Origin of the sequence: Actinacidiphila yeochonensis CN732 (genome assembly GCF_000745345.1) — a bacterium.
GTDB lineage: Bacteria > Actinomycetota > Actinomycetes > Streptomycetales > Streptomycetaceae > Actinacidiphila > Actinacidiphila yeochonensis.
Window position 1 is genome coordinate 24,924 of the sequence record NZ_JQNR01000003.1, and the last position, 12,156, is coordinate 37,079.

Annotated in this window: 12 protein-coding genes; 7 read left to right on the top strand and 5 right to left on the bottom strand. The window is 74.7% G+C overall.

Going from position 1 to position 12,156, the window contains the following annotated elements; translation table 11 throughout:
* Positions 1-4: 4 nt before the first annotated feature.
* Positions 5-724, bottom strand: coding sequence for a 3-oxoacyl-[acyl-carrier-protein] reductase (gene fabG, locus BS72_RS01860; protein ID WP_037905863.1), 720 nt, complete (start codon positions 722-724; stop codon positions 5-7).
* A 167-nt stretch (positions 725-891) separates the two neighbouring features.
* On the bottom strand, positions 892-1,803 hold the full coding sequence (locus BS72_RS01865; RefSeq protein ID WP_037905866.1) for a lytic polysaccharide monooxygenase auxiliary activity family 9 protein: 912 nt from the start codon (positions 1,801-1,803) through the stop codon (positions 892-894).
* A gap of 385 nt (positions 1,804-2,188) precedes the next feature.
* On the opposite strand from BS72_RS01865, the gene BS72_RS01870 reads away from it, so the two are divergent.
* The 3 genes from BS72_RS01870 (at position 2,189) to BS72_RS01880 (ending at position 5,832) form a co-directional block, all read left to right on the top strand.
* Positions 2,189-3,718 carry a TldD/PmbA family protein gene (locus BS72_RS01870; RefSeq protein WP_037905868.1) on the top strand — a complete coding sequence of 510 codons (1,530 nt, stop codon included), beginning with the start codon at positions 2,189-2,191 and terminating at the stop codon, positions 3,716-3,718.
* Positions 3,715-5,115 (top strand): metallopeptidase TldD-related protein, encoded by a 1,401-nt coding sequence (locus BS72_RS01875; protein ID WP_037905869.1) that lies wholly within the window; start codon positions 3,715-3,717, stop codon positions 5,113-5,115. Before BS72_RS01870 ends, BS72_RS01875 begins: the two co-directional genes overlap by 4 nt.
* A 162-nt stretch (positions 5,116-5,277) precedes the next feature.
* Positions 5,278-5,832 (top strand): RNA 2'-phosphotransferase, encoded by a 555-nt coding sequence (locus BS72_RS01880; protein ID WP_037905870.1) that lies wholly within the window; start codon positions 5,278-5,280, stop codon positions 5,830-5,832.
* Between the two features lie 190 nt (positions 5,833-6,022).
* Here the strand turns inward: BS72_RS01880 and BS72_RS01885 are convergent, their stop codons facing one another.
* On the bottom strand, positions 6,023-6,304 hold the full coding sequence (locus tag BS72_RS01885; protein ID WP_037905872.1) for a GlsB/YeaQ/YmgE family stress response membrane protein: 282 nt from the start codon (positions 6,302-6,304) through the stop codon (positions 6,023-6,025).
* 293 nt (positions 6,305-6,597) lie between these two features.
* Between BS72_RS01885 and BS72_RS33495 the strand changes: the two genes are divergently transcribed.
* Positions 6,598-7,101 (top strand): DUF3099 domain-containing protein, encoded by a 504-nt coding sequence (locus tag BS72_RS33495; RefSeq protein ID WP_078900940.1) that lies wholly within the window; start codon positions 6,598-6,600, stop codon positions 7,099-7,101.
* A 364-nt stretch (positions 7,102-7,465) separates the two neighbouring features.
* Entirely contained in the window at positions 7,466-7,702 is a 237-nt protein-coding gene (locus BS72_RS01895; protein WP_037905874.1) for a hypothetical protein, read from the top strand.
* 169 nt (positions 7,703-7,871) lie between these two features.
* Here the strand turns inward: BS72_RS01895 and moaA are convergent, their stop codons facing one another.
* A complete protein-coding gene (gene moaA, locus BS72_RS01900; RefSeq protein ID WP_078900941.1) occupies positions 7,872-8,912 on the bottom strand; it encodes a GTP 3',8-cyclase MoaA in 1,041 nt (346 codons plus the stop codon).
* A 172-nt stretch (positions 8,913-9,084) separates the two neighbouring features.
* Here moaA and BS72_RS36225 point away from each other — a divergent pair, with 172 nt between their 5' ends.
* A complete protein-coding gene (locus BS72_RS36225; protein WP_157856129.1) occupies positions 9,085-9,291 on the top strand; it encodes a hypothetical protein in 207 nt (68 codons plus the stop codon).
* Positions 9,292-9,402: 111 nt separating this feature from the next.
* On the opposite strand, the gene BS72_RS01905 is transcribed toward BS72_RS36225, so the two are convergent.
* Positions 9,403-10,287, bottom strand: coding sequence for a LysR family transcriptional regulator (locus BS72_RS01905; RefSeq protein WP_051950536.1), 885 nt, complete (start codon positions 10,285-10,287; stop codon positions 9,403-9,405).
* A gap of 786 nt (positions 10,288-11,073) precedes the next feature.
* Between BS72_RS01905 and BS72_RS01910 the strand changes: the two genes are divergently transcribed.
* Entirely contained in the window at positions 11,074-12,147 is a 1,074-nt protein-coding gene (locus tag BS72_RS01910; RefSeq protein ID WP_037905878.1) for a DEDDh family exonuclease, read from the top strand.
* Positions 12,148-12,156 lie beyond the last annotated feature (9 nt).

Consider the following 12,156-nt stretch of genomic DNA (forward strand, 5'->3'; position numbering starts at 1 on the left):
TGACTCAGTGACCCATGCCCAATCCGCCGTCAACCGGGATGACGGCTCCAGTGATGTACGCGGCGTCGTCGGAGGCGAGGAAGCGCACGGCCGCGGCGATCTCCTCGGTGGTCCCGTAGCGCCCCATGGGCACCTGGGTGACGATCCCGGCCCGCTGCTCCTCGCTGAGGGCGCGGGTCATGTCGGTGTCGACGAAACCGGGCGCGACGACGTTGATGGTGATGTTCCGGGAGCTCAGCTCACGGGAGAGGGAACGCGCGAAGCCGACCAGGCCGGCCTTGGAGGCGGCGTAGTTGGCCTGCCCGGCCTGGCCCATCAGGCCGACGACCGAGGAGATCAGGACGACGCGGCCCTTCTTGGCCCGCAGCATGCCGCGGTTGGCGCGCTTGACGACCCGGAAGGCGCCGACGAGGTTGGTGTCGAGGACGGAGGAGAAGTCGTCCTCCGACATGCGCATCAGCAACTGGTCCTTCGTGATGCCGGCGTTGGCCACCAGCACCTCGACGTTGCCGTGCTTCTCCTCGACCTCCTTGTACGCCTGCTCGACCTGCTCACTGTCGGTGATGTCGCAGCGGACCGCGAGCACGCCGCGCTCCAAGAGGTCCGCCGGGGGCTCGCCCGAGCGGAACGTGACGGCGACCTTGTCGCCGTTGTCGGCGAAAGCCCGGGCAATGGCAAGGCCGATGCCCCGGTTTCCCCCGGTGACGAGAACCGAGCGGCTCAACGGATCACTCCCTGGATCGTGGGTGTCTCCGTGAGAACCTATCGGTCCTCGCGCCGCTTTTGGGAATCGGCGCCGACAGGGCGGCCGCGCGGACCCTGTGGGGTTCCTACAGCGGTGACCTGCGCCGCTCCGGCTCCGGGACGGGCGTCCCGGAGCCGGAGGCGGGGTCAGCCGCGGGCGCGGGCGGCCGCCCGGCGACGGCTGCGCGCGAGCAGGCCGACCGCTCCGGCGGCGGCCAGGGCGCTCGCCGACAGCGCCGCCTTCAGGGTTCCGCCGCTGGCCGCCGCCGTCCCGGCGGCGATGGTCCCGGTGGTCGCGGGGGCCGTCTCACCGCCGCCGTGGCCGTGGTGGGAGACGGTCGACCGGGCGGCGCCGGCGGCGATCTGGGTGTCGGTCGGGGCCTTGGCCACGTCCGGGACGGCCGCGGCGGCCGCCTGGGCGCTCTGTCCGAAGACGACATCGGCACAGCCGTAGAACGCCTCCGGGCTGTCGCTGCGCTGCCACACCTGGTAGATCAGCTGGCGGCCGGTGCGCTGGGGCAGGTTGGCGGTGAACTGGTAGTAACCGGAGGGCGCCGACGCGCTGGTGGCGTAGACGGCCACGGGGGTGTCGTCGAGGTCGGACCACTTCAGCGGCTGGGTGGGGTCGTACCCCTGCTTGGTGATGTAGAGCGTCATGGTGCCGAGGTGCGCGGCGGTGACCCGGAACCGCACGTTGAAGCTGCCCGAGGTGACCGGGGTGGCGGGCCAGTCGGTGCGGGCCCAGTCCAGGGCGCGGTACTTGTCGCGGTCGGCGGAGCAGAGGTGGCCGTCGGGGATGATCTGGCGGCTGTTCCCGTCGGCGTCGGCGATGTTGACCTCGTTCCAGTCGTACAGCGGCTGGGTGCCGCTGTCGGCGACGAAGTCCTTGCAGACCTGGGAGACGGGGTTCTCCGGGCCCTCCGCGTAGCAGGCGGAGATCCGGCTGACCGGGGTGTCGAGCGCTCCGTGGGCGCTCGCCGGGACGGTGGTGAACGCGGCCAGCGCGGCCGTGGCGGCGGCGACCGCTCCCGCGCTCGCCGTGATGCCTCGTACGGACATGCGTGACTCCTTGTCGTGGCGGTGCGTGTACGGAACCTGCGGACAGGCGAGGGCGGTTGCCGACGAGGATAGAGATTGGTCCATACCAAGCCAAGTACCTTGCACGCCAAGGAAGTTGAGATGGACCATTCGGCTGGGATGCGCGCTTCCACCGCCCGGGGACGCGCGGGCGGCGCGGGCGGCCCCGGGGCTCCGCCGCCCCGCGCCCCGGCCCGTTTCCCGCCGCCCGACCCGTTCCCGACCCGTTCCCGACCCCTTTTCGCGGCCTTTTCCGGCCGGGACGCCACGGGCTCGCGGGGAGTTGTCCACAGGCGCGGGGAAATCGCCGCCGCGGGTCGGCGCGCACGTGGTTGTATGCGAGTGACGCGAGGGAAGGAAGATCGCCGTGCCGCATGAGTTGGATGAGTCGTTCGTCGCGCTGCCGTTGCGCGCCCTGGCCGATGCCGGGTTGGCGCGGGCGCGCGCCCTGGGCGCGGAACACGCCGACGTCAGGATCGAGCGGGTGCGCAGCGCCGACCTGCACCTGCGCGACGGCCGGCCGGCCGGCGCATCGGACACCACCGACCTCGGCCTGGCCGTGCGGGTGGTGCACGGCGGGGCCTGGGGCTTCGCCGCGGGCGTGGACCTGACGATGGACGGGGCCGCCAGAGTGGCCGCGCAGGCCGTCGCCATGGCGAAGCTGTCGGCCAAGGTGGCCGCCGCCTCGGGCCCGTCCGAGCGGAGCCGGGTGGAGCTGGCCGGCGAGCCGGTGTACCCGGACCGCACCTGGGTCTCCTCCTACGAGGTGAACCCCTTCGACGTACCGGACGCCGACCGGACCGGCCTGCTGGCCGAGTTCAGCGGCCGGCTGCTGGCCGCCGAGGGCGTCTCGCACGTGGACGCCTCCCTGCTCGCCGTGCAGGAGAACAAGTTCTACGCCGACACCTCGGGCACCACCACCACCCAGCAGCGGGTGCGCGTCCACCCGTCGCTCACCGCCGTCTGCGTCGACCCCGCGAGCGGCGAGTTCGACTCGATGCGCACCCTGGCCCCGCCGGCCGGGCGCGGCTGGGAGTACCTGACCGGCACCGGCTGGGACTGGGACACCGAGTTGGAGCGCATCCCCGGCCTGCTCGCCGAGAAGATGCGCGCCCCCTCCGTGGAGTCCGGCCGGTACGACCTGGTGGTCGACCCGTCCAACCTGTGGCTGACCATCCACGAGTCGATCGGCCACGCCACCGAGCTGGACCGCGCGCTGGGCTACGAGGCGGCGTACGCCGGCACCTCGTTCGCCACCTTCGACCAGCTCGGCAGCCTCACGTACGGCTCCCCGGTGATGAACGTGACCGGCGACCGCACCACCGAGCACGGCCTGGCCACCGTCGGGTACGACGACGAGGGAGTGGCCGGCCAGTCCTGGGACCTGATCCGCGACGGCGTCCTCGTCGGCTACCAGCTCGACCGCAGGATCGCCCGGCTGACCGGCTTCGAGCGCTCCAACGGCTGCGCCTTCGCCGACTCCCCGCAGCACGTCCCGGTGCAGCGGATGGCCAACGTCTCCCTCCAGCCGGCGCCCGGCGGCCCGTCCACGGAAGAGCTGATCTCCGGCGTGGAGCGCGGCATCTACGTCGTCGGCGACCGCTCCTGGTCCATCGACATGCAGCGCTACAACTTCCAGTTCACCGGTCAGCGCTTCTACCGGATCGAGAACGGCGCGCTGGCCGGCCAGCTCAAGGACGTCGCCTACCAGGCCACCACCACCGACTTCTGGGGCTCCATGGAAGCCGTCGGCGGCCCGCAGACCTACGTCCTCGGCGGCGCCTTCAACTGCGGCAAGGCACAGCCGGGCCAGGTCGCCGCGGTCAGCCACGGCTGCCCCTCCGCCCTCTTCCGGGACGTCAGCATTCTCAACACCACGCAGGAGGCAGGCCGATGAGCCGCACGGGCAGCACCGCCGCCCCCCACGAGACCGTCGAGCGCGCCCTGGAGCTCTCCCGCGCCGACGGCTGCGTGGTGATCGCCGACGAGGAGTCCAGCGCCAACCTCCGCTGGGCCGGCAACTCCCTGACCACCAACGGTGTCACCCGCGGCCGGACACTGACCGTCATCGCCACCGTGGACGGAGCGCAGGGCACCGCCTCCGGCGTGGTCTCCCGCTCGGCGGTGTCGGCGGACGAGCTGGAGGCCCTGGTACGGGCGGCCGAGGCCGCGGCCCGGGAGGCCGGTCCGGCCGAGGACGCGCAGCCCCTGGTGGCCGGCGCCCCGGCCTCGGCCGGCTTCACCGAGCCGCCCGCCGAGACCTCCTCCGAGGTCTTCGCGAAGTTCGCCCCGGCGCTGGGCGAGGCGTTCGCCGAAGCCCGGGCCGGCGGCCGGGAGCTGTACGGCTTCGCGCACCACACGGTCGCCTCCACCTACCTCGGCAGCTCCACCGGCCTGCGGCTGCGCCACGACCAGCCCACCGGCACCCTGGAGCTGAACGCGAAGTCCCCCGACGGCACCCGCTCCGCCTGGGCCGGCGCCTCCACCCGCGACTTCACCGACGTCGACCCGCGCACCATGGACGCCGGCCTGGCCCGCAGGCTGGCCTGGGCCGAGCGCCGGGTGGAGCTGCCGGCCGGCCGGTACGAGACGCTGCTGCCGCCGTCCGCCGTCGCGGACCTGCTCATCTACCAGCTGTGGAGCGCCGGGGCGCGGGACGCGGCCGAGGGCCGGACGGTCTTCTCCAAGCCCGGCGGCGGCACCCGGATCGGCGAGAAGCTGTCCCCGCTTCCGCTGACCCTGCGCAGCGACCCGGCCCACCCCGGCCTGGAGGCGGCCCCCTTCGTGGTCGCCCGCGCCTCGGGGGGCGACTCCTCCGTCTTCGACAACGGGCTGCCGCTCGCGCCGGTCGACTGGGTCAGCGAGGGCACGCTGAACCAGCTGGTCAGCACCCGGCACAGCGCCGGCCTCGCCGGGACGACGCCCGCCCCCATGGCCGACAACCTGGTGCTGGACGGCGGCGGCACCCGTTCGCTGGAGGAGATGGTCGCCGGCACCGAGCGCGGCCTGCTGCTCACCTGCCTGTGGTACATCCGCGAGGTGGACCCGGCCACGCTGCTGCTGACCGGTCTGACCCGTGACGGCGTCTACCTGGTGGAGGGCGGCGAGGTGGTCGGGGCCGTCAACAACTTCCGGTTCAACGAGTCCCCGGTCGACCTGCTCGGCCGCGCCACGGAGGCGGGCCGCACCGAGCGGACCCTGCCCCGGGAGTGGTCCGACTACTTCACCCGTGCCGCCACCCCTGCCCTGCGGGTGCCGGACTTCAACATGAGCTCCGTCAGCCAGGGCGTGTGACCGGACCGGGCGGGCCGGAGCTGCTTCCGGCCCGCCCGGCACCGCGCGGGAGCCGCGTACGAGCCGCGTACGAGCCGCGTACGAGCCGCGTACGAGCCGCGTACGGGACGCCACCGGACGAAAGACGAGACCGAACGGACCATTGGAGAGAGGAGGCCGCCGGTGGACGGCAAACGGATGGTCAAGGCGTCGAAGTACCTGTCGATGGTGCTGCGCCACCGCCCGGAGGCGGCGGGGCTGAGCCTCGACCCGGCCGGCTGGGTGGAGGTCGATGTCCTGCTCGACGCCCTCGCGGCAGCCCGGCGGCCGCTCACCCGGGAAGAGCTGGACCACGTGGTGGCCGCCAACGACAAGAAGCGGTTCGCCTACTCGGCGGACGGACGCCGGATACGGGCCAGCCAGGGCCACTCCGTTCCGGTGGAGCTCGGGCTGCCCGACGCCGTCCCGCCGGAGGTGCTCTTCCACGGCACCGCCACGGCCACGGTGCCGCTGATCCTGGCGCGGGGACTGCGGCCGATGGGCCGGCAGGACGTGCACCTGTCGACGGACCAGGAGACCGCGCTGCGCGTCGGCTCCCGGCACGGCCGCCCGGCGGTCCTCGCGGTGGACGCCGCCGGACTCGCCGCGACCGGCCACGCGTTCCAGGTCAGCGCCAACGGCGTGTGGCTCACCTCGGCGGTACCGGCGCGCTGGCTCCGGCTGCTCCCCGCCGGCTGAGCCGCGCCCCGGCAGGCGCACCGGCCCGCCAGGTCCACGGCACCGCTCCTGACCCGGAGCGAGGCCCCGCCATCGCCCACCGTCGGCGTTCCCCCGCCCCCGGACGTACCGAACCCGGGAGCACCGCACGCTTCGGAGAAGCGCCGCGGGCGCGCCCCGGGCCGTTCCCGGGCTGGTCCCGTCCCGGGCGTCAGTACCTCGTGGTGTCCCGTCTGCGGCGGCGGGCTCCCCACAGGGCGTCGCCGAGCGCCACCAGCACAATCGCGCCGATCAGCTGGAGGACGTGCCGGGTCCAGTCGAAGCCCTTGGTGTCGGCGACTCCGAGCCACCTGGCCACACCGTTGCCCAGGGCGCTGCCGCCCATACCGCAGATGATGGTGAGCCACAGCGGGAGGCTCTGCTTGCCGGGGATGATCGCCTTGGCGATCAGGCCGAGGACCAGGCCCACGAGGATCGCCCACAGCCAGCTCATTCCATCGCCTCCTCGCCCCGGGCAGCCGGCGCCCGGGTGATGGTCGCCCCGCCAGTCTGCGGCCGCCCGCCACGCCCCGCACCTCGATCCGGTGGCCGGGCCGCGGCCGCCGGTCCGGCGCCCCGCCCGGGACCCGCGCCGCCCGCCGACCCCGGCCGCCCGTACGACTCGCCGAAACAGGTCCCCCGCCCTCCTTCGCGGACGGCGGGCGGCGTACCGTGGGAAGGGCCGGGACAGGGGTGCCGGAAGCGTGCCCGGCACGGACCGGGACGAGGAGCGGGCGGTGAGTGGGGATGCGGAAGCGCAGCGGTTCTGAGGTCTTCCGGATCACCGGGGCGCGGTCCGGCCTCGCCGACGACGTCCGCGCCCGCCAGCGCCGCTATGCCATCTCCATGTCGATCCGCACGGTGTCGGTGATCCTGACCATCGTGCTGTGGAACATCGAACGCCCGGTGGCCTGGGCGATGCTGGTCGTCGGCGCGGTGCTTCCGTACGTGGCCGTGGTGATCGCCAACGCGGGCCGCGAGAACATCCCGCCGCCGCCGGAGACGACGTACGTACCGCCGCCGTCGCAGCCGGCGATCGAGCCCTCCCGGGTGGAGACCGGCACCGAGCGGGAGGCGCGGGAGTCGCCGTACGTCCCGGAGGACGAGCTCCTCGCGGGTGACGAGGACGCGTCCCCTACTGGGGAGGGCACCGGTCCCACCCGGCCCGAGGCCGCCGAGGCCGCCTCCGAGCCCGTTTCCGGGGCGGCAGGGGCGCGGGCACGCGAACGCGGCGGGGAGCCCGTCGCGTAGGGGTATCCCCCATCCCCCGAACAGGCCGGACGCCGCCGCTTCGCGGTGCTCGCGGAGCGGGTCGGGCGGACGGACGGCGACCGTGATCCCGGCCCGCCGGGGGCAGCGTTTCCGGTGCTGACCGGCGCTGACCGGCGCTGGTCCAGACCGCTGGAAGGCGGTCGGCGAACCTCAGGAAATGCTCATCCCAATCACGAGGAAGCCCTCTACAGGCAAGGCCCCCCGTGCCATACTTCGATACACGCTCCGTATCCCCCGTCGGAGCGAATGGACCGACGCCGGGCGGCTCCCCCCGTGGCTGCCCGGCGTCGCCACGCCCGCGCCCGGTGCGGTGGATCCCTCGGATGGCGGTTTACTGGACGCCATGAACGACACGACCGACGAGACGCCGACCTGCTCGGCGAAGGGCTGCCGCGCCCCCGCCGTGTGGGTGCTGGCCTGGAACAACCCGAAGCTGCACACCACTGAGCGGCGCAAGACGTGGCTCGCCTGCGAGGAGCACCGCGAGCACCTGTCGCAGTTCCTCGGGATGCGCGGCTTCCTCAAGGACGTGGTGGCGCTGCCGGAGTGGCGTTCGCGGTCCGAGGCCGCCGACGGCTGAACCTGACCGGCGGGCCCCTACCGCACGTCACCACGGGCGACACCCGCGACAGCCCACGAGCGCCGCCGCGTCAGGACCGGGCCGACCGCCCGAGGGGAGCACCGGCGGAGGCGGGGCCGGAGCCCCTCCCGCCGCACCCGTACGCCCGTGCGGCCCGGGTGCCCGTGCCTCAGCCGCCTATCGCCGACATCGGCCGCCCCGGCTGGAGGAAGGACGGGTCGTCGAGGCCGGAACCGGCCTTCTTGCCCCACATCGCGGCCTGCCACACCCGGACCACCTCCTCGTCCCCCGCGTCCGAGCGCAGCACCCCGCGCAGGTCGGACTCCTCCTGGGCGAAGAGGCAGTTGCGCACCTGGCCGTCGGCGGTCAGCCGGGTACGGTCGCAGGCGCGGCAGAACGGCCGGGTGACGGAGGCGATCACGCCGACACGGGCGGGGCCGCCGTCGACCAGCCAGCGTTCCGCCGGGGCGTGGCCGCGCTCGGTGTCGCCCTCCGGGCTCAGCGTGAAGCGGGTGCGCAGCGCGGCCAGGATCTCCCGCGCGGTGACCATGTCGGAGCGTTCCCAGCCGTGCTGGGCGTCCAGCGGCATCTGTTCGATGAACCGCAGTTCGTACCCCTCGTCCAGCGCCCAGCCGAGCAGGTCGGCGGCCTCGTCGTCGTTGGTGCCGCGCATGAGCACGGTGTTGATCTTGATCGGCGCGAGGCCCGCGTCGCGCGCGGCGGCCAGGCCGTCGAGTACGTCCTGGTGGCGGTCGCGCCGGGTGAGGGCGTGGAAGACCTCCGGGCGCAGGGTGTCGAGCGAGACGTTCACCCGGTCCAGGCCCGCCTCCCGCAGTGCCCCGGCGGTCCGGCGCAGCCCGATGCCGTTGGTGGTGAGCGACAGGGACGGCCTCGGCTCCAGGTCGGCGCAGCGGGCCACGATGCCCGGCAGCCCGGGCCGCAGGAGCGGTTCACCGCCGGTGAACCGGACCTCGCGCACCCCGAGACGGGTCACCGCGATCCGCACCAGCCGGACCACCTCGTCGTCGGTGAGCAGGTCCGGCCCGCGCAGCCACTGGAGGCCCTCCTCGGGCATGCAGTAGGTGCAGCGCAGGTTGCACCGGTCCGTCAGGGAGACCCGCAGGTCCGTCGCCACCCGTCCGTAGGTGTCGGTGAGCACGGCGCCTCCTTCCCCTCGCGAGCGCCCCGGCGCGTTCCGTTCGCTCTCCATCCCCTCCCACCCTAGTGCCGCGACGGGCACGGTCCCGCTGGGCGTGGGCGGACGGGCCGGGCCGGAGCCCGCGGGAGCGACACCCATGCCCCGCCGTTTCGTTGAACGGAGCAACCGGCTCGGCGGCCCGTCCGCGCGGTGCCGGAGCCCCTTCCGCCCGCGAGGACCACCGTTGAGCTTCTCACCACCACCCTCACCCCCGGACCCGCAGCTGCCGGCCCGCAGGCCGTACGGGAGCGTGCCCCTGCCCCGGGCGGTCGCCGCCCCGCCCCGCCCGCCGCGCACCGTGCCGCCGCCCGCCGGGCTCGACGGCAGGGTGTGGCTGCCGCTGCTCACCGTCGCCGAGCTGCGCCGGCGCCCCGCCGGAAGCGGGGAGTAGCGCGCCACCGTGCCGTCGGGAAGCACCGCCGGGCAGCGGGTTCCAGCGCTCCGTCAAGCTGATGACGTCACGTCACCCCGCCGTCGTCGCATCGCCCCGCCGTGCCTCACGTCACCCCGCCGTGCTCGCGGCCCGGTCGGGCGCCATGTCCCGCCGTGCCGCGCTCGCGGCGACCGCCGCCTCGACGAACGAGGCGACGAGCGGCCGCCGGTCGAGCCGCGACCACGCGACGACCAGCCGGCTGGGGCGCGCGTCCACCACGGGCGTGTACACCAGGTCCGGGTGGAAGGGTTCGACGAGCGAGCGCGGAAGGACCTCGACCATCCGGCCGAGCATGATCAGCTGGACCATCTGCGCCGCGTCCTCGATCTCCGGCCCCGGGCCGCTGCTGCCCGGCACCCCCTTCCAGCGCGGCAGCGTCTCCGGCTCCAGGTCGGCCATGCGCAGCTCGCCGCGCGAGGCCAGCCGGTGCCCGCGCGGCAGGATCGCGACGCGCCCCTCGACGTACAGCGTCTCGTGGTCGAGCCCGGTGAGGTCGTCGAACGGCACGTACAGCAGCGCCACGTCGGCCCTGCCGTCGCGCACGTGGTCGGCGCGGTCGGTGGCGCCGCCGAACAGGATGTCCACCCGGCGCGCGTCGGGCCGGCCGGCGTAGGCGGCGATGATGCCGGAGAGCAGGTTGCCGTCGCCGCCGGGCTTGACCACCAGCCGCAGCCGCGCCTGGCTGTCGGCGGCCCGGCGGGCGCCCTGGGCGGCGGCGCTCACCGCGTCGAGCGCGTGCCGGCCGTACCGCAGGAGCGCCTCCCCGGCGGACGTCAGCGAGACGTGACGGCTCGTCCGCACGAACAGGAGGACGCCCAGCCTGGACTCGACGCGCCGGATCGCCTTCGACAGCGCGGGCTGGGCGATGGACAGGCGCTCGGCGGCGCGGCCGAAGTGCAGTTCCTCGGCGACCGCGACGAAGTACTCCAGCTCGCGCGTCTCCAGATCAGCCATGCCTTCAGGTTATCCACCGCGAACGGGCGGGGCCTGGCCCTGGTCCGCCCGGCCGGGCCGGGACGGGCCCCTGAGCCCCAGCACCCTGACGGCCCCGCGGTTCGGGCGGGTTCACCGGGCCGATCCCGGACCAGCCGCTGGAACAGTTCCTGGCGGACATCGAAAGGCCGTGGCCTCGACAGGCCGCGCAGCGGCTCGGGTCGGCCCCGGATGTCCACGGCACGGCTCCGTATCCGCGCCTCCGCCGACGACCGGCGGCCCCGGTGTTCGCCGCCCCGGGTTCGAGGCGCTCGTCGGGCGCGGCCGGCGGGAGCGGAAGTCCCGCGCCGGCGGCGCCAGAAGTACCGTCCGCCAGTGCGGCCGCACCCTCGGCGGGGTGAGACCGTACCGCGCCGGGCGGACCACGAGGACCGGGATCCGCCGCGGCGTCGGGAGGCGGCAGCCCGGGTCCGTGGACAGGCCGGCCGCCGTGTCCTTACCGGTGCGGCCGGCGGCACCGTCGTCGGGATGGGCCCGTTGGCCGACCGGCCGTCTCGGCGACCGCGGGCAGCGCGGACGGGGAGCGGACCGCGGCACGGCGTCGGGTGGATCCGCCATGCCCGGACCCGTAAGCGCGGGCCGGGACGGACCGCCGGACCGTGCCGCCCGCCGGCATCGGGGGCTCGGGAGAGGCGTTGGGCGGCGCCGGCCGGCGGCACGACGACGGCCCGGCCGGTCCGGTGTACGGCTCCGGTCAGGGGCGCCGGGTGCCGGCGGTGTCCGCCGCGGGCCGTATCCTCATTGACCATGCTGGACAACCGGACCGAGCCGTCATCTTCCGGCGGCAAAGGGACCCCCGCCGCCGCGCCGCCCTCCGTCGCCGCTGCCGCCGCTGCCGCCGCCGGGGAGCCGTGGCCGGCGGGCTACCCCGGGGGCTACGCGGTGGTGGACGTGGAGACCACCGGGCTCGGCCGGGAGGACCGTATCGTGTCCGCCGCCGTCTACCAGCTGGACGCGCGCGGCGAGGTGCAGGACCACTGGTACTCCCCCGTCAACCCGCAGCGCGACCCGGGCCCGGTGTGGATCCACGGGCTGACCCCGGCGCTGCTGGCCGACGCGCCGCTCTTCCCGGAGATCGCCGGCGCCCTCGCGGAGCGGCTGGCCGGGCGGGTGCTCGTGGCGCACAACGCGGTCTTCGACTGGTCCATGCTGGCACGGGAGTTCGCCAGGGCCCGGACGACGGCGCCGGTCGAGCAGCGGCTGTGCACGATCGTGCTGGCCAAGGAGCTGCGGCTGCCGCTGGCCAACCACAAGCTGGAGACGCTCGCCGCGCACTACGGCGTGGTCCAGCGGCGGGCCCACCACGCGCTGGACGACGCGCGGGTGCTGGCCGAGGCGTTCCGGCCCAGCCTGCGCCTGGCCGCCGCGGCCGGGCTGCGGCTGCCGCTGCACACCTGCGTGCCGCTGACGGAGTGGGTGGACACCCCCCGGCCGGGGACGCCCGTGCCGGGGCCGCGTTCCGGCCGCGCCCCGGGCTCCGGGTTCGGCGGCGGTTGGCGGCCGGCCCGACGGCGGCCGGCGTGCCCGTATCCGAACCCGGGGCGGCTGGCTCCGGGCGGGCCGCTGGTGCAGGGCATGCGGGTGGCGTTCACCGGGGACACGGGCATAGACCGCGAGTTGCTGGAGGACCGCGCCACCGAGGCGGGCCTGCACGTGGCCTCCTCGATCAGCCGCCTCACCAGCCTGCTGGTCACCAACGAGCCGGACACGTTCAGCTCCAAGGCCGTCAAGGCGCGGCAGGTGGGCACGCCGGTCGTCGACGAACGGCAGTTCACCGAACTGCTCAAGGCGGTCGTGCCGGCCTCCGAGGTGCACGGCTGAGCCGGGGCC

Coding starts and splice junctions, on each gene's coding strand:
- BS72_RS01875 (WP_037905869.1), top strand. CDS start 3,715: ATGAGCCGCACGGGCAGCACCGCCGCCCCCCACGAGACCGTCGAGCGC.
- BS72_RS33495 (WP_078900940.1), top strand. CDS start 6,598: ATGCGGAAGCGCAGCGGTTCTGAGGTCTTCCGGATCACCGGGGCGCGG.
- BS72_RS01895 (WP_037905874.1), top strand. CDS start 7,466: ATGAACGACACGACCGACGAGACGCCGACCTGCTCGGCGAAGGGCTGC.
- moaA (WP_078900941.1), bottom strand. CDS start 8,912: ATGGAGAGCGAACGGAACGCGCCGGGGCGCTCGCGAGGGGAAGGAGGC.
- BS72_RS01905 (WP_051950536.1), bottom strand. CDS start 10,287: ATGGCTGATCTGGAGACGCGCGAGCTGGAGTACTTCGTCGCGGTCGCC.
- BS72_RS01885 (WP_037905872.1), bottom strand. CDS start 6,304: ATGAGCTGGCTGTGGGCGATCCTCGTGGGCCTGGTCCTCGGCCTGATC.
- BS72_RS01865 (WP_037905866.1), bottom strand. CDS start 1,803: ATGTCCGTACGAGGCATCACGGCGAGCGCGGGAGCGGTCGCCGCCGCC.
- BS72_RS01910 (WP_037905878.1), top strand. CDS start 11,074: ATGCTGGACAACCGGACCGAGCCGTCATCTTCCGGCGGCAAAGGGACC.